The sequence below is a fragment of the Gordonia sp. NPDC058843 genome (assembly GCF_042743165.1).
Lineage (GTDB): Bacteria > Actinomycetota > Actinomycetes > Mycobacteriales > Mycobacteriaceae > Gordonia.
The window spans coordinates 1-20,431 of record NZ_JBHYNC010000028.1 but is presented as its reverse complement, the minus strand read 5'-3'; the positions used below and the strand labels follow the sequence as shown (position 1 = coordinate 20,431).

Below are 20,431 nucleotides of genomic sequence, written 5' to 3'. Positions count from 1 at the left end.
TGTCGATGGCCGTCGACCGGCCACAGATGCCTGCCAAGCTTGTTAACTTGGCGGTGTCACTACTCGGGGATACTGACACGGAGGATCACAAGTGAAGAAGACAACAGCACGAGTTCTGTTGTGCGCGGCCGCGACCGGCGTTCTGTTCGCCACCGCGCCGGTGGCGGAGGCAGCCACCTACCCAGACCAGAAGCAGTGCCTGGACGCGGCCAAGCGTGAAGGGCAAGCCCGCCACAATGCGGGCGACATGCTCGTGCCGACCTACGGCTGCAAGGCATGGCCGGACGGCAGCGGCTGGTACACCACCCCAGTCAAACCGGCTCTCTGATCACCTGGCCGCCCCCGGACGGTCACAAGCATCGTCATCGTCCTGGCGTCCACTCTCTCTGCTACCGGATCGAGTCCTAGTGGTCGACTCACAGGATTCAGATGATGCATTTTGTTCAGTTTGTTTCCTCAGCCGCGTGCACTTGCTTCACCATGAGGTGACAAGGGTTCGGGCGGTTCTGACACGAAGGATCTGTTTCATGACGCGTGTGAAGGTTGCAATGATCGGAGTTCTCGCCGGCCTCGGTATGACGGTGGGACTGCCTGTGCTGGCTGTCGGTGCACCCACCTCGGCGAGCCCGACGACCATCAACTGCCAACCGATCTCGAGTGGCAGCTACAACCCGAAGCCGGGTGTCTACACTCACCGCTGCACGGTGATCTCTCAGCGCGGCATGCTCGTCGAGACGTTCTACGGCTAAGGAGCACCCAGTGGATGAGCGGCCGCGGTTGCATGTGACGCAACGCGCGATTATCACCGAAGACGCCGACGGCGTGTGGACAGGCCGGTACGGCGGTGAGGACTGGTGTGTCACTGCCGAGTCCCAGGAAGGTGCGCTCGAGCGCCTACGGGAGAAGCTAGAGACCCTGCTCGACGACGAAGGTCGCCATGCCCGCATCATCTCTCTTGGAGAGCAGACGGCCGCAGGTGATCACACGGAAGAGGGCTTCGACGCCCGATTCATCGGCGAGCAAGCGTATGACGATCGGATGATCGAGACGATGCAGACCCACTTCGACGACTGACGAATACCGTGCCTGCTTCTGACCTACCCCGTCTCAACCCGCAGTTGACATTGCGATGGATCGACACCGCAGACCTTCGCACCGCGCAGTGGGGTTTGATCACCAGCGGCCAGGGCGCTCGATTCGAGATGACGGCGACTGATCTGAAGAGACTGCGGCAGAACAGGTATCTGGTCCCGGTGGCGCATGCCGTGATGTGTGAACCCGACCGTGTGGGCGATGGTGTCCTCGAGTCAGCCCGGCTGGCGTGGGTCGCTGCGGGCAAGGAGCTGTTTCCCGGTGAACGGTTGGCGGCCGCGTGGCCCGACTACGTCGTCACCGGAACGACCGCATTGGCTCTCCACGAGCTCGCTGACCCGATCGGCCCGCAGCCCCAGCTCGCCGTGATCAGGACCAATTCCGCCCGCCGCTACAGCTCGAGCACCGCAGAGCTGCTGGCGGTCGATGTTCCACCCTCGTGGGACGAGGTGACTCTGCTCGACGGACTGCCCGTCGCTACCCCCGCGGCCGCGATCGCGGCTCTCGCCGCCACGGAACCGACCCTGGTTGACGATCTCACCGAGTACCTCAGCGACGTCGCCGCTGCGTCTGCGGATCGCCCGGACCACGACCTGATCGTTCGCGCGATCGCGCGGGCGACCAGTTGAACAACCGCGGCCGCAGAGTCCAGTCCGGTCTGGTGCTGTCGCTCATCCGCTGGTTTCCCGCCGGGTTCGCTGCGCACCCGGCGCTCAGATTGCGCGGCTGTTGGCGGCGAACACCGCGACGTAGAGGACTGCTACGGTCCGCGAGGCTTGGTGGCGGACAGCGCGGTCGGGATCGTAGAGATAGTGCTCGACGGTGCTGATGAGCTCGGTTGGGGTCGGCCGGAAGTGTCGAAGGCACGCGATCGCTGTCGCGCGCACACTGGGGTCGTCGATCTGGGCGGCGATAAGGTGCAGGTTCTCTGTCTGGCCGTGCTCGGCCAGCCATACGAGGATTCCTGAGCGGCAGGCGCCCAGTGAGCGGTCTGCCGCGAGCTCTGACAGTTCATCGTGGTGGTAGCGGGTTGCTAAGTGCCGCAGCGCTTGTGCCGCTTTGGTCAGGACAGCGTTGCTGGCCGGTGGTTGGAGGTGAAACTGGTCGATCAACACCTCGACAGCGGCAGTGTCGTGCGTGCCGGTGGTGGCCAGTGATCGGCAGAGGTCAAGTCGGAGTTGGTCGACCTCGCGATCGTTGGTGAATCCTGACCGGTCTTGGACGTGGCGCAACCAGTCCACCAGAACGCCCGTGAGTGAGGACATACGCCGCGTGTCAGAGACGTCGGGGTGCCCCTGATCGCGGGCGAGGGTGAGGTCGGCGGCGAGGCGTTGATAGACGCGCTCGCGCCTCGACGAGGCTGTCACGACCAGCCCGCCTGTCGTCGGTCGACAGTTGCCGCTGTGAGTAGCTTGTCGTAACCCGGCATAGCGATCCCCTCCCATTCCGAGCCACCGTCAATCGGCGGGCTGTTCGGAGGGTCTGATGCACCCGGACCGCAGGGATGTTCCGCCCACGACCGGGCGAGGCCGGGCAGTTAGTCCGGTGTCACTAAAACGCGTTCTGGCGGGTTGCGGAGATCCGGGCTAGCCGGACAGGATGATCATTCGACCGGGATAGCGGCGGATCGTTGGGAGCGGTACTTCCATTCCGCCGAGGACGCGCGCGCACGCTGCTACTGCGACCGCCCGCAGCGCTCGTCGGCAATTCGAGCACCGGTTGCGCGGATGTTCCACTGCCAGTCGGGAAACTCGGTCTCGAGCTGAGTAATTCGTTCGGGCGAGAGGCGCCGTCGCCGGTACTCGGTGCGGCGTTTGGCCACCCACTGGCCTATCGGGAATCCGTCGATCGTCGCGTCGCGGGGTGGCGAGCTGGAGCCGTGTGCGGCGACGTACCGGTGCACGTGGTCCAGGCCGACGTGGAACGGTGCTCGTGCCCGGAGAGTCCACTGCCAGTCGGGGAACTCTGACTCGATCTGTTGGACGTGGTCGGGGCGCATATGTCCGGCCCGGTACTCGGCTCTGCGGCTGGCGACCCAGGTGCCGATGGGGAATCCGTCAATCACGTCGTGCTGGCGGGCGTTGCTGGTGCCGTGGGCGGCGACGTAGCTGCGCAGATGGGCAAGGCCGGCGCTGAAGGACGTCCGGGCGTTCATCTTCCATCGCCAGTCCGGGAACTCTGTCTCGATGCGGCGGATACGTTCTGCCGGCAGGGCGCCACGGCGGTAGTCGGTGCGGCGTGCGCTCACCCACTGACCGATCTTGAACCCGTCGATCATGTCGCGTTGGCGTGGGTTGCTGGTGCCGTGCACGGCACGATACCGATGCAGGTGAGCGATACCCTCATCGAATCGGCTGGTCACGGTCATCTAGTGTGCCCGCCGGGGTGCACGGCCGACCACTCCCCCGGCGGGCCCTGAGGCGGCGCCCCGGAGTCGATCGCTGCTGGCGACCGCGGGGATTAACACAACCGTCCTGTGTCAGTTGCAGGTCGCTGAGACCTCGAATTGCTTGGTGAGTGGTTGTGCGAGGTCGTAGCTTTCCGCGGTCCCGCGAACCGTGATCCGTGAACCGTCTTGGTCAACGTCTTCGATTGAGCCTTTGCCGAACTTGGCGGTGTAGAGGACACCATCGAGTCCGAACGAGACGTGCTCAACTTTCGGTGGATAGCCGGGTTGAAGTTCTACAGCGAGTCCAGGCTGACCGTCAGTGGGGTCTTGTCCGTGGATGCTGATCGAATCGCTCAGTCGGTAGCACTGAAACTCAGCCAGGTCGACCTCCGGGAGCCGTTGACCCTCCACGGTGGCACTGAGTTCGGCATCCGGGATCTCGATCTTGGACAACTCCGGGCGAGTCTGCGCAGCTTCAGAGGTATCGGACTCCGAACATCCCGCTGCCACGAGGCCCACACACGATGCCGCCATGAGCGACACAACGAAACGCTGACGGCTAGCCATAACTCTCTCCCCCTGGGCCGGTCGTGACGCTCACGATCTGCTTTGTTTCCCGCGGACTGTACCGGTCGCGGACGCGAGGGAAACGCACTGGACCGCTGCTGCGCTGTCTGCGCAACACGGGTCCGGGCCCAGTCCCAGCGAGCCGCCGAACCCGCGATACGGAACCAGGTGGGGTAGTTGCTGCAACACATCTTCATGCAGCCATTGATCTGCGCTTCGCCTGGCAGTGAGTTCCCTGCTGCCGCATGCCCCAGAGCGGTCCACTCTGCGCACACCCACGTGGCCGTGGCAGCGCCCAGCGGAACGGTCCGAGTGCGAGACCCGCTGGGGTACAGGGGCAATACGCCACAGGCGATGTCGTCAGCGGCGAGGGAGGCACACCGTTTTTCGATTGCCGTCATGCAGCTGGTTGTCGAGGTGATCGGACGCCACCGAGGAACGTCTCGTCTTGGCGAGGCGGTAAATCCGGCGATCGCGGACCAGATTGCGGTGCTGGTCCGTCACGACGCTTTTCGCATCGCGAAGACGGTTGCCGCGTCGGCCAATAGGACCCATGGGACCTCGACCGGGCCAGCTGTGCAACGACTTCATGTCCAGCTGTGTGACCCGTGTAACGCCGAGGTCTTTGGTTCCTTCACCACTGGCGGCCGCGTGCGCCCGTTCGCCGCCCGTGTAGAGCGCAAGCCACGTCGGATACGTCCTGGCGCCTTCTCGGGCGGTCGACCCGCCCTCGGCCGTGTCGAGTATCGGTGGCAGCTGGTTACCCTCGAGTTCTGCTGAGCCACGGGTGGCGGTGCGCTGTCACCTGTTCATCGGCCCGGAATGACCTAACCTTCTCCGACTGCGGCGGTGTCGCGCAGAAGGTCGGCGAGTTGGGTGCGGGCTCGGTTGAGTCGGGATTTGACGGTCTGAACACCGACGCCCTGGTGGGCGGCGATGTCGGCGTAGGTGAGATCGCCGAATTCGCGCAGCACCACGGCTTCTCGGAAGTCCTCGGGCAGCTGGGCCAATGCGTCGCGTACCGCGTCGCGCAGCGCGATCTGGTCGTCGAACGCGGACTGGCGGGCGTCGTCGACAAGTTGGACTGACTGGTCGGGGTCGGTGAAGTCGGTGATGGTGGTGTTGGCTTTGCGCCGCCGCACGACCATCAGGGCGTTGTTGGCGGCCACCCGGTGTAGCCAGGTGCTGAACTTCGACTCGCCCCGGAACTTGTGCAGGTTCTGCCATGCCGCGACGAGGGTGTTCTGCAGCGCGTCCTCGGCGTCGTGGGGGTTGGAGCAGATGTTGAGGCACACCGCCCACACGTGCGTGCGGTGAGCGCCGACGAGTTCGGCGAAGGCGTGCTGGTCGCCGTTACGTGCTTGCAGCAGCAGACGTGCTTCGTCCATCTCCCCCAACCCTGCCTTCAGATGTCGTCGTGCGTGTCGTGGGCACCGAAGTGCGGGTCCTCGACACCACCGTCGGCGAGGTCGACACTCGCACTGCCGTCCTCGGCGGGCGGGAGCTGTCCCTCCTCAGAGGCGTCTTGGGCGGCGCCGGCGATCGCCGGGTCAGCCGGGGCCTCACCCGGGTCGTGGGCGTCGTCACCCAGGTCGATGTCCTCGTCGGGGTCGGCCGGTGGGGTGTCGTCCATATCGGGGACGGTGTCGGGGTCGGCGACGGCGTCGGGGTTGAAGGCGGCCTGCAGCGCGGTGTCCCACACTCCCGGGGGCAGGTCGGCGGCGAGGGTGGCGGGGTCGATGCCGAGTGACGCGAGAACCGGCGACGGTTCGTCCTCCTGCATGTGTTGACCTCCGTTTCTGGGTGAGGTGGTCGCCGCCATGGTCTGCGGCGGCCCGGTCACCAGGTGAGATGTTACGGCCCACCCTTGGTGTTCCCGGACGGGTCCCGGTGGCTGTGATGTAATCCTCCTCGCCAGATAGGCGCGGATTCGGGGTCGCGGCGATCGTGGGCGGGAACATTCCTCATTCCTGGTGGCATCAGATTCCCGACACGCTCACAGAACCGAGTTCGAAAGGCCTCACCATGTCCGGTACCCCTAGCAGCGACGCCCCGATCATCAGCCCTGATGAGCCCTACAACCCGGACGCCACCCCTGCCGATGCGCCCGCACCCGACTCGGAGGCCGCTGGCCCGGCGGGCGAGGTGGTGCACACCACCGACAGCAATGGCAATGCCGTCGACGTGCACTACGACGAGGCCGGCGAGGTGGTGCTGGTGGAGGCAGATACCGATGGTGACGGCCTGGTCGACACTGCGGCGGCACCGACCGCCGAGGGCGGCGCCGTGATCGCCAGCGACTTCGACAGCGACGGTGTGGTCGATGAGGTCGCCCACCTCAACGCTGCCGGGGACCTCACCCAGGTCGATTCCTACGAAGACGGGCAGCTGGTGACCCAGACCGCCGACACCGACGGCGACGGCGCACCGGACACCGTGCTGACCGACACCGACCGCGACGGTGCCCCCGACACGCTGCTCGTCGACACCAACGCCGACGGAGCGATCGACGCGGTCGCCGTCGACACTGACGGCGACGGGCAGTTTGACGCCGTGGCGCTCGACACCGACTTCGACGGCCACGCCGACGTCTACGGCCAAGACACCGACGGTGACGGCGAGCTCGACGTGTACAGCGACGACACCGGCACCGACAGCGACACCCCGGACGCACCCGAAGACACCACCCGCGGCTACGACAGCGACACCCTCGTCTGACCCTCGTCTGGTCTCACGTCACCACCGTCGATGCCCGACCCCTTGCGCGGGGTCGGGCATCGTTGTGTCTTGGGTTCGCGATCTCCGGTCGGCGTCAGAATCCGCGGAAGATGCCGTCGGTGTCGGCGGCGCCGACGAAGTCGGCGAAGTCCATGTTGGCCAGGGAGAGGTTGTTCTCGATCGACCACATCGCAGCGGGCACAACCCGCACGCTCCGATGTGTGGTGTCCTCGGCGTGGAGATCGATGGCCAGGATTGGGTGGTCGGGGTGGGACAGGGTCTGGGTGTCGCATAGGAACACGTAGAACGGTGGCGGTTCCCCGATCGCGTGTGCGAGCTCGTCGGCGGTGATGTTGTCGTAGGTGGGGTCATCGACGAGGGTGAGATCGGCGGTGAACCCGTCGACGGGATCGGGGGCCAGCGCAGCGTTCGCCACCGTCGTCCACGCCTCAGGGTCGCTGAAATCGCCGCGGATCAGCAGTGACAGGTTTGCAAGATGGTCGGCGTCGAGCGGCCCAGACACCGACGGTGCATCCTCGATCGTCACGGCGGATTCGATGCGCTCGCGCACCTCGGCGTCCTCGGACGGGCCGCGAGACCCGGGCGGCGTGTAGCGGATGACTTCGAGGCCGGCCGACTCGGGGATCGGCCAGATGTCGACACGCACCTGCAGGACGGGATCTTCGGGTCTCCGGTCCCGGCAGGACATGCGGACCATGTTCCACCCGTGGGGTATTGAGGCCAACACATCGCCAACGATGCTGTCATGTTCGTCCCCCCACACCAGCGGCTGCATCGTCACAGGTAGGTAGCCGAATTCGGCGCCGCCTTGCTCGACGTTGGCCCAGCCCTCGGCGGCAGGCATGAGCGGCGGCTCTGCGTCGTGGGTTTCGAGATCGACGACCATCGGGGCCGGCCCATCAGGGATCAGGAACGTCAACTCGGGAAGTCTCGGTGGACCGAATCCCGGCGTACCGGGTTCGTAGCTGAGCGTGTAGTCCTTGGTGTCCTGAATGCCGATACCCAACCGATGTGGGCCAGCATTCCAGGTCTGATACTGCTCGGGCTCGAAAGATGCGAATCCGCCCGTGATGGCGATGAATCCAGTTCCTTGGTGTTCGTACTGTGCGTGCGCCACAAACCGCTCCTCGTTGCTGTTGACCCCCACGCAGCACACTCTTCTAGCGGCTGCCCCAGCCGCCACCCTAGGGCCGAACGGGACGCGACCGCGCCGACGACACACCCGCCAAGCTGGCCGACGTCAACATGCATCGTGCAGCCGGGAACATTCTCGGTGCCACAGGGCAACCAATCCTCAGTTGCTCACGCAGAGCACATTTCTCGCCCCGATGAACGGGGCGGGACTGCCAGCACAAGGGCGCGGCGACTCGCTGCGACAGGACCAGAGGACACTCCGATGAACAAGACCGTCATGACCATTGCCGTTGCCGCCGTGTCGATGGGCGCCCTGGCCAGCGGTTTCGCCGCCGGCACCGCTGAGGCCCAGCCGGGGCATCAGCGCAGCTGGGTCACCGACGACGGCTGGAAGGCCTCGATCGCCTCCACCCACGAGAAGGTGCAGAAGGTCGCGCCGCTGTCCTCGGTGCCGACGTCGCGGGAAGCGTTCATGTCGATGCGGGCGGTGTCGAACTTGACGCCGCCGTCCGGGCAGGCCGGCGTATCGATCACAGGCGAACTCGAGGCCGGTTACATGATCGGGTGCGCGGTACAGCTGGAATCGGTGACCGGCAGTGTCGGGGCAAGCCTGGGCATCGGTGGGAGCGGAGGCGGCGGGATCAGCGCCACCGGGCCCAGCGGCAACCTCTCGATCAGCCCGCAGGCCCTCCTGCAGCCGAGTCTGTCGGTGACGATGTCACCCGGCAAGATCACCACCGTCACCTTCGACAAGAAGGCCGTTGGCGCCGGACGTGCGTCGACCACGACCCGCGAAGGCCACATCAGCATCGACGGATGCGCTGGCCCGGTCGCGGTCCGCTCCTACGCCATCCTCAAAACCAGCACCCCGAAAGCCAACGACGGCAACGCCGTCTACGGCCGCGTCGTCTACCTGTAAGCGACGAACGATCCGTAAATGTCCTTCCATGCCGGAACTTCCACCACCCGGACGGCAACCCATCTGTGGACGCACCACCTGTGCGCCGCGCACAGTCCGTGACCGCAGACGTGCGGAAACATCGAAGTCCAGTCGAGTGGCTGGGCATGACGAAAGGAACATTCAGATGCGCGTAACCAAGACGATCGGATCCGCAGTGGCGGCCGTCGCGGTGGCCGGTGCGCTGTCGCTACTGGGCGGCGGGTTGGCCTCGGCCGCCCCGATCGAGCTGCAGCACGGCGACGACGGGCTGACGACCTACGACTTCGGAATCGACGGCCAAGACGTCATCGTCGGCGGCACAGGCAACTTCACCTGGCCCTGACCGCGGAGCTCGGATTGAGCTGAACCGGATGACCTGCGGATGGGCGCGCCCAGCACCCATCCGCAGGTTCATCCGATGGTCATGGTTGACCACTGCCGTAGGTAGCGACTCGTAGTTGGTTCCTCTACGTTGGGTCTTGTTGGAGTTGTTCGCAAATGGAAGGTCGGGGACCTGATGATGAATCGCGTGTTTGCTCGTAGGCTCGCCAGTGGACTGATGATCGCCGGATTGATCGCTGTGGGCGGCAGTGTAACTGCGGGCACAGCCGCAGCCGGCGCCGCCGACGATGGCGCCGCACTGGCCGTGCCCAACAAGCTCGAACAGCAATTGTCAAAGAAGTTGCCGCCTCACTACGGGCAGGCCAACCCGGGCTCTAGCGGAGACGTTGCCGACGGGGCACAGGCACCCAGTCACGGCGGCTGAGAAGTTCGTCTGCCCGGGCTCTCTGCTGGTCAGCAGAGGGCCCGGGCTTTTGGCATGTTGACCGCGCGAGGACCCGTGTCGCCTCATTCAGATAGGTGACCCAGATACATTCAGCCCCTTGGCCGTTGGCCGCACGGGCAACTTCGCCAGCCTCCCAATGAGGCTCAACTAACTGAACTGATGACTGCGGGTGGACGCCGCGTGGTCCACCCGCGAGACTCGTTCAGTCGGTCGTTTCCGATCTGCGGACCGAAAAGCGCAGTTCGGGTTGCAAACTGAGCTGTACGGTGCCTGCATGCGCACCTATCCTCCCGCCTGGCACAAAGACCCGAATGAGCCCGGGCTCCTTCGGTGGTGGGACGGCCAGAAGTGGACCGCGCATACCCACCCGTACGACGAGCAACTCTGGAGTTCTCGTACTTTTGGCTCAACTCCTGGAGCAACCAATTCGAAAGCTGAGCGGCGAGCCATGGTCGTCCTCGGGATGCTGGGCGTCGCTGCACTGATAGCGGTGGCCGCGGTAGTCATTGTGGGATCACAACGACTCGAGACGCTGGACACTACCCAAGCGACGGCAACGCCGACAGCACCCTCGTTGTCCCCCAAAACTAATGCGTCAGCGTCGCAATCTACTTCACCCTCTCCATCGAACTCACCGTCGCCTCCCCCTCCACCGCCGCTGCCACCGAATGAACCTCCCTCACCAGATGACGAGGAGTTCATCTCGGAGACCGCCTTCGTCATGACAGCTACGGCGGGCGGGGTTCGCATGGACCGAGACACGTTGATCGCCCTCGGACGTGACATCTGCACGTACCTACGCGACGGGCACTCCGCCGAGGAAACCATCTGGTACATCCTGACCAATGGGCCCAGCTGGAGACCCGACCAAGCGGCCGTAGTGGTGGGAGCCGCGACAGGAACCCTCTGTGAAGACCAGCGATACAAAACACCCGGCTGATCGCTGATCATCACGACTGCCCTGATTGCTCGACCGAAGCTGGGTGAGCGGAAACAGACCGCCTGGGACAACCGACGAGGCCCCCGGCCAGAGCTAGCTGACTACGACTTCGGTGTCGACGGCCAAGACGTCGTCGTCGGAGGCACGGGCAACTTCAACCCTGACAACCGGCTCGGCTGAGCCGAACCCATGACTGCGGGTGGGCGTTCTGCGTCCACCCGCAGGTCGCTCTCGCCCCTGCCGCCGACTGCCGACTGGGCGTGCCCACGTGAGTGTGCTTGGAGACTCGACCTGCCACGACCCCACTAGTCCGACCACTCGGCGATTGAGAGGCCCGGGCGGTCGTAGCGTCGCAACATGATCTCTGGACTTTGCGGCGACAGCTATAGTCCATGGCCTATGGGCAGCAGAATGAGTCGAACAGATCAGTTCGACGGTCCTTATGACGTTGTCTATCGAGCACTGCTTACTGGTCTAACTGCGGCGGGTTTCACCTACGAGGGCCGCGATAACCCCATCACCGCGCATTCGCCACGTGCCATTCTCAAGAATCGGTGGGCCGCCACGTTGACAGCAGGAGTCCGCCCTGCGACCGACACCATCACCCTGGTCGACTGGAGTATCGACACCCAGGGCCGTCAGCATCACCTCGTCCTAGACGAGGTTGTGGCTGGTATGCCGATTCAGCCCCCTGTTGGTCCCGAAGAACCGAACCCAGCGGAGGCGTCGTCGCCCAAGCCCGCCGTCTCGCCTTCGACTCGAGCGCTCAGAGCAGACGTTGAAGCCGCCGTCACTCTCGCGAACGTCCGCGAGAGTGACCCCGTCCTGGGGCGGGCAGTTCACCGCCTCAACGTGCTCCTCACACCCGATGAACGGGTGCGCATCGTTCTCCACGGGAGTTACGAGCTGAAGTTGGGATTGCTGTGCCTTACCACCGAGCGTCTGCTGTACGTGGGTGAGTACCTCGGACCACGTGTCGAGGTGTTCCCTTTCGACGCGATTGAATCATTGGGCTTCCGAAGAGGTCTCATCACCTCGGATATCGCCATCAACATGGCATCACACGTCGCGCTCTTCAGCGAGCCTCGCCCGACGCAGCTCGTCGAGGAACTAGTCGTCGAGACCACAGCCGCCCGAGAGGGCGCACGCAGACAGAACACCCAAATTGGCCGGACCGGCACTGGTCCACGTGTCGACATTGCTTCTACACTCCGTCATCTCGCCGATCTCCACGCAGAGGGCTTGATCTCCGACGAGGAATACGGTCGCAAGAAGGCCGAGCTGCTCGACCGAATGTAAGGCTGTCGCGTCTTCTGCGGGCTTCGCGGTTCCTCGTCATGCAGGGCAGCGGGCAGGTACTCAGCTGATAAGTCCTGAGCGGGTGAGGAATGTGCGGGCGTTCTCTGCCGACGACAGTTCGGAGACCGAAAGGACCACTCCGGTACCGGTGTTGGCGTAGCTGATGTCGTACTCGTTGTCGCTGAGGCTCGGCGCGATCTCGGCGGCTGCTTGGCGGTTGGTGTCTTCGACGACGGTGCCCTTTCCGCCGCTGTAGACCCCGTTTCGCAGGTTACGAACCTCGCGGGCTGCTTCGTTGTCGTCGACGTTGATGTGGATCCGCAACGAGGGCGAGAGGCCGCCCGCAACCTTGAGGCCACTGAGGGTCCCGTTCTCGTTGAGGGTGCAGTCCAGCTTGAGCGCGCCGTTGTCGGTGAAGCTGCCGTTGGTGCAGTCGGTGATCTGTGATTGCAGGGCGCCGGGGAGTTGCTGGCGGATCTGGTCGGGGTCGGTGAGGATCGGTCCGCCGTCTTCGCCGGTGGGCCCGGCGGCGGTGGTGTCGGTGCCCAGGGTTTGGGTGGCTTGGGGTGTTTCGGTGGGGTTGTCGTCGCTGCCGCTGGCGGTGGTGACGATGGTGGTCACGATCGCGGCGGCTGCGATGACGCCGACCGCTGCGGCGCCGATGCGGAGCCAGCGTCGGCGCGTGGAGGTGGGCTGGTCGGGGTGTGCTGGGGAGCGCAGCGTGCGGGGTTGGGTGTTCCAGGTCGGCATGAGGTCGGCGGCTTCGGGGATGCCGCGCGGCTGGGTGGGCGCCGAGTCTGCCAACACGGTGAGCAGCGCTCCTTGGGCGACAACGGTTTTGGGGTCGTCGAGGGTGGCGACGGGGCCGAGTTCACCGAGGCGTTGCTGGATGAGGGGGATGCGGGAGGAGCCGCCGGTGAGGTAGAGGGCGGTGAGTTGGTCGGGGTGGGTGAGTCCGGCGGCGGCGAGGGTGGTTCGGGTGAGCTGGACGGCGGCGTCGACGGCGGGGGTGATGAGTTCGTCGAACTCGTCGCGGGTGATCTGCAGGGTGGTGCGTTCGCCGGGGCCGGGCACGGTGATGGTGGCCGACGGCGTTTCGGACAGCAGCTCTTTGGCCTGCTGGATGGAGTCCTGCAGGGACTGGATGGCGTCGATGGGGGCGGTGCGGCGCAGCCAGGCGGCGTGGTCGGGGTCGCGGTCGGCGAGGCGGTCCTCGACCCAGCGTTGCAGCAGGGCGTCGAAGTTCTTGCCGCCCAGGCCGTTGTCGCCGCGGGCGGCGATGACCTGGAAGGTGTTGGTGGGGGTGACCTCGAGGACGGCGATGTCGAGGGTGCCGCCGCCGAAGTCGAACACCGCGATCCTGGTGCCGTGTTGCAGGGCATGCGAACGGGAGTAGTGCCCGGCCGCGGCGCGGGGTTCGGAGATCGTGGTGATCCGCTCGGCCGGGATGCCGGCGGCCATCGCGGCGTCGGTGAGGACCTGGATCTGTTGAGGTGCCCACGCTTCGGGGTGGGTGAGCACGACCCGGTCGGGCATGGTGCCGGCGTGTGCGGCGACGCCGCGGCCGATGATGGTGCGCATCACGGCGGCGACGAGGGCGTAGACCGGCAGGGTGTGCCGGTTGGCTGAGACGGCTGGTTGCGCGCCGATGAGGCGTTTGGGTGAGGCGATGAACCCGGCCGGGTTCTGCGCGGCGGAGTTGAGGGCGGCGCCCCCGACGAGGACGGTGCCTGCGGTGTCGACGAACACCGCCGAGGGCATCAGGTTGCTGGTGTGGGTCAGCGAGAGCGCTTCGATGCTGCGGCTGGTGGCGCCCGAATGCGCGGCCGCGGAGTTGCTGGTGCCGAAGTCGATGGCCAGAGACCAGGCGTGGGTGGCAGATGTCATGGTGTCGGATGTCCTGTGCGCGAGTGGGTGTCAGTGGCCGGCGGCCAGAGCGGTGTAGGTGCGGATGAGGGTGACCAGGGCGGCGTCCTCGGCGGCGGACCGGGTGGCGAGGGTGCGTTGCTGGGCGGCGGCCAGGCGTCGGTGGGCTTCGTCGGCGACGACGGCCGGTGGTGGGTGGCCGTCGAGGCCGACGCGGCCGGCGGGGGTGGTGGCGGTGAGGATGGTGCGCAGTTCGTCGGTGACCGCGGCGTCGGGGTCGATGTCGAGCATGCGCTGGTAGTCCTCGAGCACGGTCACCGCGGCCAGGGCCGGGTCGGTGCGCAGACCGGCGGTCAGGGTGCGGATGTGGTCGCGGGCGGGGTGGGTGAAGGCCAGTTGATCGAGGCGGGCCAGGATGCGGTGGGCGCGGTGCAGCACGGCGAACCGTCCGGTGGCTGCGGTCAGGGCGTGGCGCAGGGCGGCGATCCCGGATCGTTCGGCCAGCCAGGCGTTGAGGGCTGCGGCGCCGTCGGCGGCGACCCGGCGGCCATTGAGGACGCCGTACTCGCCGAGCAGGGCGAGCAGTTCACGCCGGTCGGCCGGCGGCACTCCCCCGCTGGTGGGGTCCTCGGAGTCGAAGATCCGCAGCACCTCCAGCGGCGGGACGTCGCGGAGCTGGGCGAGCAGCGCGGCGTGGCGTTCGGTCAGCATGCCGGTGTGGCTGGTCTGGGCCATCAGCCCCGACACCGGGACCACGGTGTGGACGATCCCGGCCAGCGGGCCGGCCATGGCGGTGGCGTGGGTGCGGGCGTGCTCGAGCGGGTCGCAGCGGCCGAAGGCGCCCTCGCCGAAGGAGTCGGCGCGCGAGAGCACCCCGAGCATGGTCAACGGGGTGAACGGCAACCGGTGCAGGAACTCGATCTCATCAACTCGGGGTGCGGCATCGAAGAGGAACACCGCGGCATCGGCATCGACGGAGGCGGTGCGGGTCTGTTCGAAGCCGTCGATCATCACCCGGCGGGTGGCGGCGTCGTTGCCTGCGGTCAGCGTCGACAGGCCGGGGGTGTCGATGAGGGTGAGTTCGCGCAGCGCCGCTGAGGGTAGCCATCGGTCGACGTAGGCGACCTCGGCCGACGGGATCGGCAACTCGATCCCGGCACCTGGGCGGAGCGCGGCGCGGTGGCGGGTGCCGTCGAGGGCGAGGACTTCGGCCCGGGACGGGGACCCGTCGCGGTAGACGGTGACGACGTTGGTGGCCTCCAGGGCGGCGGTCTCGGCGACCGGGGCACCGATCAGAGCGTTGACCAGCGTGGATTTGCCCGCTTTGAGTCGGCCGACGACCACCACGCGCGGCGGTGACCACAAGATGGCGCCGATCGCGTTGGCGTGGTCGATGCAGTCCCCGCCGAGCGCGGCCAGCTGGTGCAGGCCGCGGTCGAGCGTGGTGTGCACCGAATCCGTTGCGGCGCTACTCATATCGAGTCTCCGTCGAGGAGCGCGTGGGCGGCGAGGATGCGTTTGTCGACGATGGCCAGATTCGAGGTCAGGCGTTGAGTGGACTTCTCCCGGGTGGCGGCGTCGGCGGCCGCAGTCTCCTGGACGTGGGTGATGGTGGTTTGCAACTGTTCGATGCTGGCCCGCAGGTGATCTCGGTAGCGGATGACGATGTCGGGGCGGGCTTGGGCGACGGCGCTGTCGAGGAGTCGGCCGGTAGCGGTCTTGGTGGCGGCCAGGGTTTCCCGGAGCCAGGCCAGTAGGTTGGTCTTGCCTGCGCGGATCGCCCGGAAGCTCAAGTTCACTCCGACCCACACCGCGCCGACGACGGCGCCGACACCCATCAGCGCCGAGAGGCCGACAAGCCCACCGAGGGTGGAGGACCCGACCACGCCCATGGTCAGCAGAGTGGGATCGAGCAGTCCTTGGCGTTTGCTGGTGACCTGGTGGGTTTCGATCTTCTTGTCCTGCATCGAGGCGACGATGCGGTCGCTGATCTGTTCCCACACGGCCGGGTCGTCGGCGAAGCGTGGGGTGATGATCGTGTCGTGCAGCTCGTGCAGGAACCCGGCGAGAGTTTCGGCCATCGCCATCTGCAGATCGACCTGCATGTCGGCGGTGAACTTCTGTTCGCTGCGCCGCAGCACCTGCATACCGTTGCTGTTGATGTAGGTGGTCCACTTCTCGCGCACCCCATCGAGGCGGCGTTCGAGGTCATCGACCGCCGATTGCCGCAGCAGGGTCAGGTCCCGGGCGAGGTACTGCTCCCACTGTCGGGACTGGGCCTGCAGGTCGGTGAGCCGGTCACGTTCGGCGGTCAGGTCCGGCAACGCTTTCGCCCCGGCGGTCAGCGCGGCGAGCTCGTCGGCGATGGTCGTGCGCACGGTGCGCAACCCCTCCAGACAGGTACGGACCGCATCCAGGTGCGGGGCCGCCGCGGCGGCGTCGAGACGGTCGGTGATCGCCGCGCGCAGGGCGGCGATACCGGAGTCGACCTCGAGGCGGTGACGCGCCTGTGGGTCGGTGGTGTCGGCCGCGAGGACGGCGAGCAGGCTCGACACCCCGATCACCGGCACCGTGCGCCCAAGGTGCTCGGTGATCAGGCGCTGGTTCTCGGCGACGATCGCCCGCCAGCGCCCCAGGTGTTTGTCGGTCTTGGTCACGGCCACGACGACGGCGTCGACTCCGGCGGTGGCCTCGCGGACGAAGGTCATCTCCGGGGCGGTGATCGGGGCGGAGGCATCGCAGACGAGGACCAGCACGCACGCCTGCTGGGTGGAGTGCGCAGCCAGTTTCGCCAAGCCGGTGTCCAGGCCGCCGACCCCGGGGGTGTCGATCAGGGTCATATCGGTGACAGCGGCCTCGCGCAGCGCGATCGCCGCCGCGGTGGGGAGCTCATCGACGCTGCGATCGCAGACCATGCGGCCGCCGGTGGTCACCCAGTCGGCCAGCTCTCCGATCTCGGCCGGGCGCGGGCCGGAGGGGAAGAACAGCTCGGCGGTGTGCGCGGCGGGTAGATCACCGGTGGTGGTGACCGACACGGCGACCGAGGAGGTGACATCGACGCCGACCGGGCACAGGTCGCGGTAGCCGATCAGGGCGTTGACCAGGGAACTTTTGCCGCGCTGCACCTCGCCGGCCACCACCACGGTGCGCTGCGGTGCGCGACGCAATTTCTGTTCAGCCAGGTCGGCGACGGCCTCGTGCTTGTAGGCACGCAGCACTTTTCCCGCCTCAGTCACGACCGCCACGGCGGCCGCGTCGACCCCCTCTTGGGGTGCTGCGGGCGTGTTCACGCCGACCATCGTCTCGTAGCGGTGCCGCCGTTCCCCCGACCGGTCATGGAAGCATGCTGGTCGAAGGGGCAGGGCAACGCAAAATGGCGGTGTCAGGCGCCGGCAGTGCAGGCCCAGAGGATCGTGCGTGACCCGGACCCGGAGTGATGGGCCGCGGTCACCTCAGCCGACCGTCGGGTCGGACCGTAAGCCCACCCCCACCGCAGTGTGCGGGGCTGCTGGGTGACCGCACCGCAGTTGCGGTCCATCTGCACCACCCACTGGCAATCAGACGCCCGGCATTTCGCTTCGGCGGCACGTTTGGCCGCCGTTGCGGTGGCGTAGTTGATCGCGGAGGCGGTGTTGCCGGTGCGCTGGGAGATCGCGATCGCCCCGTAGACATGCTCGGCCGCCTGGGCAGGTGTCGGCGCCACCAACAGGCCAGCACCGGCCGCCAGCACGCTCAGACCGGTCAACGCTGCGCGCACACCACGTGTCGAGGTAAACATCAAACGGGCTCCTCATCCGGGCTCGGGAACGTCTCGACCCTAGATCGAGCCCCGTGCAGACCTAGGGGTCGAGACGGGTGGTTTCGACCGTTCGAATGGCTCACCGCCCACGGGAGAGCAGACCCGACTGTGCAGGCACAAAAGTGGGCGCACTATTCTGCAGCCGAACAAGAGGATCGTGCAGATTCGGGTTTCGGGGGAACCGTTCGGGGTTCGCGCAGCAACTCACTGATCACCACAGTGTGCAGCGCTGGCCCGGGTGAGGTCGTTGGTCCTCCGCGGCAGGGGCTGCAGGAGAGAAACGAGACCTGATGAAGCGTTGGTACCCACTTGCGGCCGCAGCCGCGGTCACCGCGAGCATGCTGGCCGCATGCTCCACCGGCGGCGAACCCGCACCCGAATCCTCGGCGGCTTCCAGTGCCGGTAGCGCCGAGCCGACGGTCGATCTGGCCGCTCTCGATCCGGGCGCCTACCCCACCGAACCACGCGCACCGTTCGGTGTTGCCGACGATTCGCAACTGGTGCAGGTCGAAAGCCAGCGGATGGCGCAGTTCATCGTGGTGCCCTTCGAGGTCGACCCGGACCTGACCTTCCCGGACAAGACCAACGCACCGATCACCAGCCGCAGCAACCTGGTGCCACACATCAGCGCCGATGCCGCGACCATCCCGGCCAATGACGCACTGCTCGGCGGTTTCTCATCCTTGTTCACCACCGCACCAACCGAGCGCGACAACCCGCGTGGCCTGCACAACATGGTGCTGCGCTACGAAACCGCCGCTGACGCCCGCGCCGCCGCGCAGCAACTCGCCCAGGTCAGCGCCCGCCAGCAGAACAGCCCGGTCACCGGCCTGCCGGGGGTGGAGGGCACCTACGCCATCGAGACCACCCGCAACGACAAGAGCTACCTCACGACCTACACCCCGCACGGGGTGTACGTGATCTACGAGTTCGCCTCCTCCCTGGCGGCCCACTCCGACCAGCTCGAGCCAATGGCCCGCAAAGCAATCACGTTGCAGTCGGCGTTGATCGACCAATTCCCGCGCACCCCCACCGCTGCGGAGAACGCCGCCCGCGGCAACGGCGAAGGTTTTCAGCCGCCGAAGATGGACGAGAACAGCATCCTCATCTACGCCCTGCCCTACACCGACACCGAGATGGAAAACGGCATCACCGGCCGACCGCAGCAGAGCATGCGCGCGGTCTACGGGCCACGCGGCTTGTCGCACTTCTCCACCGACCCGGCCGGTACCTTCAACGACCTTCGTGCGGCCGGATCGACAGCGAACGCCATCGAGCGTTCCATCGTCTACCGCGCCGACACCGAGGAGCAGGCCGCCACGCTCGCCGCCACCAGCGACGCCGCCGATCAGAAGATCGACGCACCGCCCGGGCTGCCGGCCGCCAACTGCTCTGCCCAATCCAGCGCCGACGGCAAGTACACGATCTATCACTGCAAGGTGCAGGTCGGCCGCTACGTCGGAGAAGTGCAGTCGCCCAACAAAACTGACGCCTACCAGCAGGCCGCGGCGCAGTATCTGATCCTCACCAAGGCCGACCAGAACGCCAAGTAGACGATAGAGGGGTGACGATGACGCGCAGCTACCTCGGTCGCTCGATCGCAGCCGCCGCGGCGGTGACCGCAGTGCTGGCCGGCTGCTCTGTCGACGGCCAGCCCAGCTCGGCAACACTGACCGACCCTGCCGTGCAGGTCGATGCCCTCGACACCGGCAACTACCCCACCCGGGCGCGAGCCCCGTTCGGCCGCGCGGTCACCGACCCCGCACGGGTCGAGGCAACCCGAATGGCGCAGTTCGTGCTGGCGCCGTTCGAGGTCAACCCTGATCTCACACACGGGCAATGGCCGATCGGCGAGCTCGACGACGCCGCTGGAATCAGTCGTGCGGTCACCCCGGGCGCGGCCAACGTGCCAGCCAACACCGCATTCGTCACCGGGTATGTCACCACTGCTGACAACGGTGAAGCCAACGTCGGCGCTACTCGGCATCTGCTTCGACACGCGGTCCTCAAATATCGCAGCCCTGCCGACGCCGCGACGGCTGCCGAACAAATGAGTGCCGCGGTCGCCCAAGTCGACAACAAGCCCATCGTGCCGCTCGACGGGGCGCCGGGCACCCGAACTGTCATCCAGGATTTCGGTGCGTCCACAGCGATCCTGGCCGTCACCGCTCACGACTCGTATGTGTTCTTCGATCGCTACTACGGCCCCACGCCGCAGTTCCGCAGCGGGGAATCACTGGCGCGCATAGCCAACGCCATCACCCAGCAAGAAATCTACATCGACGAGTTCACGCCCACCCCCGACGGCGAAGCGCCGTTGATCGACCCCGACACCATTCTCATCTACGCGCTGCCGTTCACCGCGGACTATCTTCGCGCGAACCCCGGCTCCCCCGATCGCGGGGCGGTGTACGGCCCGCGCGGTATCGCTCACACCAGCACCGACCCCGCCACCGACTTCGAGATGCTGACCAAGGTCGGCGCCGATGCCACCGCGGTGGAGAACTCGGCGGTGTTCCGCGCCGACACCGCCGAGGACGCACGCACCTACGTCGACAGCGTCCTCGGGTCCAACCGTGCTCGAGGTTGGACCGATGCCAGTAGCCCACCCGGCTACCCCACCGCCACATGCCAAAAGCACCCGACGAGCCAAGCGCACAGCTGCGCATTGACTGTCGGGCGGTACGGCGCCCAGATCATCGGCAACACCAAAACCGATGCTCACCAACAAGCCTCGGCTCAGTATCTGATCCTGACGACCGCCGACCAACGAGCACGCTAACCGGTGACATCCTGCGACATCCTGCGACATCCTGCGACAACGGTAAACCCCGACCATTGACGCCCAGAGTCGGTGCCCGGACCCGCAGTAGCGGGTC

23 protein-coding genes are annotated in these 20,431 nt (G+C 66.5%); 13 read left to right on the top strand and 10 right to left on the bottom strand.

The genetic code is table 11. The annotated features are described in order from the left end of the window. Positions 1 to 91: 91 nt before the first annotated feature. The 4 genes from ACFW3F_RS17395 to ACFW3F_RS17380 all read left to right on the top strand — a co-directional run bounded on the left by ACFW3F_RS17395 (position 92) and on the right by ACFW3F_RS17380 (position 1,721). On the top strand, positions 92 to 328 hold the full coding sequence (locus ACFW3F_RS17395; protein ID WP_388059512.1) for a hypothetical protein: 237 nt from the start codon (positions 92 to 94) through the stop codon (positions 326 to 328). A 199-nt stretch (positions 329 to 527) separates the two neighbouring features. Further along, complete coding sequence (locus ACFW3F_RS17390) at positions 528 to 749, top strand: hypothetical protein (RefSeq protein WP_388059510.1); 222 nt, start codon at positions 528 to 530, stop codon at positions 747 to 749. A gap of 10 nt (positions 750 to 759) precedes the next feature. Then, positions 760 to 1,074, top strand: a complete 315-nt coding sequence (locus ACFW3F_RS17385) for a hypothetical protein (RefSeq protein ID WP_388059508.1) — start codon at positions 760 to 762, stop codon at positions 1,072 to 1,074. A gap of 8 nt (positions 1,075 to 1,082) precedes the next feature. Continuing rightward, positions 1,083 to 1,721 (top strand): hypothetical protein, encoded by a 639-nt coding sequence (locus ACFW3F_RS17380; protein ID WP_388059506.1) that lies wholly within the window; start codon positions 1,083 to 1,085, stop codon positions 1,719 to 1,721. An 84-nt stretch (positions 1,722 to 1,805) separates the two neighbouring features. Here the strand turns inward: ACFW3F_RS17380 and ACFW3F_RS17375 are convergent, their stop codons facing one another. The 3 genes from ACFW3F_RS17375 to ACFW3F_RS17365 all read right to left on the bottom strand — a co-directional run bounded on the left by ACFW3F_RS17375 (position 1,806) and on the right by ACFW3F_RS17365 (position 3,934). Continuing rightward, entirely contained in the window at positions 1,806 to 2,459 is a 654-nt protein-coding gene (locus ACFW3F_RS17375) for a hypothetical protein (protein ID WP_388059504.1), read from the bottom strand. A 308-nt stretch (positions 2,460 to 2,767) separates the two neighbouring features. Continuing rightward, on the bottom strand, positions 2,768 to 3,454 hold the full coding sequence (locus tag ACFW3F_RS17370; RefSeq protein ID WP_388059503.1) for a helicase associated domain-containing protein: 687 nt from the start codon (positions 3,452 to 3,454) through the stop codon (positions 2,768 to 2,770). Between the two features lie 117 nt (positions 3,455 to 3,571). Then, the gene (locus ACFW3F_RS17365) at positions 3,572 to 3,934 is read right to left on the bottom strand and encodes a lipoprotein LpqH (RefSeq protein WP_388059501.1); all 363 of its coding nucleotides are present in this window, start codon (positions 3,932 to 3,934) and stop codon (positions 3,572 to 3,574) included. 309 nt (positions 3,935 to 4,243) lie between these two features. On the opposite strand from ACFW3F_RS17365, the gene ACFW3F_RS17360 reads away from it, so the two are divergent. Next, the gene (locus ACFW3F_RS17360; protein WP_388059623.1) at positions 4,244 to 4,828 is read left to right on the top strand and encodes an Rv3235 family protein; all 585 of its coding nucleotides are present in this window, start codon (positions 4,244 to 4,246) and stop codon (positions 4,826 to 4,828) included. A 47-nt stretch (positions 4,829 to 4,875) separates the two neighbouring features. Here the strand turns inward: ACFW3F_RS17360 and ACFW3F_RS17355 are convergent, their stop codons facing one another. Continuing rightward, on the bottom strand, positions 4,876 to 5,436 hold the full coding sequence (locus ACFW3F_RS17355) for an RNA polymerase sigma factor (RefSeq protein WP_388059499.1): 561 nt from the start codon (positions 5,434 to 5,436) through the stop codon (positions 4,876 to 4,878). Positions 5,437 to 5,453: 17 nt separating this feature from the next. Beyond that, entirely contained in the window at positions 5,454 to 5,831 is a 378-nt protein-coding gene (locus ACFW3F_RS17350; protein WP_388059497.1) for a hypothetical protein, read from the bottom strand. A 242-nt stretch (positions 5,832 to 6,073) separates the two neighbouring features. Here ACFW3F_RS17350 and ACFW3F_RS17345 point away from each other — a divergent pair, with 242 nt between their 5' ends. After that, positions 6,074 to 6,766 carry a hypothetical protein gene (locus ACFW3F_RS17345; RefSeq protein ID WP_388059495.1) on the top strand — a complete coding sequence of 231 codons (693 nt, stop codon included), beginning with the start codon at positions 6,074 to 6,076 and terminating at the stop codon, positions 6,764 to 6,766. Between the two features lie 94 nt (positions 6,767 to 6,860). Here ACFW3F_RS17345 and ACFW3F_RS17340 read toward each other — a convergent pair whose 3' ends face one another. Continuing rightward, positions 6,861 to 7,904, bottom strand: a complete 1,044-nt coding sequence (locus tag ACFW3F_RS17340) for a DUF6924 domain-containing protein (protein WP_388059493.1) — start codon at positions 7,902 to 7,904, stop codon at positions 6,861 to 6,863. A 279-nt stretch (positions 7,905 to 8,183) separates the two neighbouring features. Between ACFW3F_RS17340 and ACFW3F_RS17335 the strand changes: the two genes are divergently transcribed. The 5 genes from ACFW3F_RS17335 to ACFW3F_RS17315 all read left to right on the top strand — a co-directional run bounded on the left by ACFW3F_RS17335 (position 8,184) and on the right by ACFW3F_RS17315 (position 11,887). Further along, complete coding sequence (locus tag ACFW3F_RS17335) at positions 8,184 to 8,840, top strand: MspA family porin (RefSeq protein ID WP_388059491.1); 657 nt, start codon at positions 8,184 to 8,186, stop codon at positions 8,838 to 8,840. Positions 8,841 to 9,006: 166 nt separating this feature from the next. Further along, positions 9,007 to 9,204 (top strand): hypothetical protein, encoded by a 198-nt coding sequence (locus tag ACFW3F_RS17330; protein WP_388059489.1) that lies wholly within the window; start codon positions 9,007 to 9,009, stop codon positions 9,202 to 9,204. A 186-nt stretch (positions 9,205 to 9,390) separates the two neighbouring features. After that, positions 9,391 to 9,627 (top strand): hypothetical protein, encoded by a 237-nt coding sequence (locus ACFW3F_RS17325; protein ID WP_388059487.1) that lies wholly within the window; start codon positions 9,391 to 9,393, stop codon positions 9,625 to 9,627. A gap of 295 nt (positions 9,628 to 9,922) precedes the next feature. Next, positions 9,923 to 10,588 carry a DUF732 domain-containing protein gene (locus ACFW3F_RS17320; RefSeq protein ID WP_388059485.1) on the top strand — a complete coding sequence of 222 codons (666 nt, stop codon included), beginning with the start codon at positions 9,923 to 9,925 and terminating at the stop codon, positions 10,586 to 10,588. 411 nt (positions 10,589 to 10,999) lie between these two features. Next, complete coding sequence (locus ACFW3F_RS17315; RefSeq protein WP_388059483.1) at positions 11,000 to 11,887, top strand: SHOCT domain-containing protein; 888 nt, start codon at positions 11,000 to 11,002, stop codon at positions 11,885 to 11,887. A gap of 60 nt (positions 11,888 to 11,947) precedes the next feature. Here the strand turns inward: ACFW3F_RS17315 and ACFW3F_RS17310 are convergent, their stop codons facing one another. The 4 genes from ACFW3F_RS17310 to ACFW3F_RS17295 all read right to left on the bottom strand — a co-directional run bounded on the left by ACFW3F_RS17310 (position 11,948) and on the right by ACFW3F_RS17295 (position 17,531). Beyond that, on the bottom strand, positions 11,948 to 13,774 hold the full coding sequence (locus ACFW3F_RS17310) for an Hsp70 family protein (RefSeq protein WP_388059481.1): 1,827 nt from the start codon (positions 13,772 to 13,774) through the stop codon (positions 11,948 to 11,950). A gap of 30 nt (positions 13,775 to 13,804) precedes the next feature. Then, complete coding sequence (locus ACFW3F_RS17305; protein WP_388059479.1) at positions 13,805 to 15,229, bottom strand: GTPase; 1,425 nt, start codon at positions 15,227 to 15,229, stop codon at positions 13,805 to 13,807. After that, positions 15,226 to 17,052: a dynamin family protein gene (locus ACFW3F_RS17300; RefSeq protein WP_388059477.1), complete on the bottom strand. Its 1,827-nt coding sequence runs from the start codon at positions 17,050 to 17,052 to the stop codon at positions 15,226 to 15,228. The genes ACFW3F_RS17305 and ACFW3F_RS17300 overlap by 4 nt, the downstream gene beginning before the upstream one ends. A gap of 83 nt (positions 17,053 to 17,135) precedes the next feature. After that, positions 17,136 to 17,531 carry a DUF4189 domain-containing protein gene (locus ACFW3F_RS17295; RefSeq protein WP_388059475.1) on the bottom strand — a complete coding sequence of 132 codons (396 nt, stop codon included), beginning with the start codon at positions 17,529 to 17,531 and terminating at the stop codon, positions 17,136 to 17,138. Positions 17,532 to 17,842: 311 nt separating this feature from the next. On the opposite strand from ACFW3F_RS17295, the gene ACFW3F_RS17290 reads away from it, so the two are divergent. Together ACFW3F_RS17290 and ACFW3F_RS17285 are read left to right on the top strand one after the other, a co-directional pair. Next, positions 17,843 to 19,105 carry a hypothetical protein gene (locus ACFW3F_RS17290; protein WP_388059473.1) on the top strand — a complete coding sequence of 421 codons (1,263 nt, stop codon included), beginning with the start codon at positions 17,843 to 17,845 and terminating at the stop codon, positions 19,103 to 19,105. Between the two features lie 17 nt (positions 19,106 to 19,122). After that, positions 19,123 to 20,334, top strand: coding sequence for a hypothetical protein (locus tag ACFW3F_RS17285; RefSeq protein WP_388059471.1), 1,212 nt, complete (start codon positions 19,123 to 19,125; stop codon positions 20,332 to 20,334). The last annotated feature ends 97 nt before the right edge of the window (positions 20,335 to 20,431 follow it).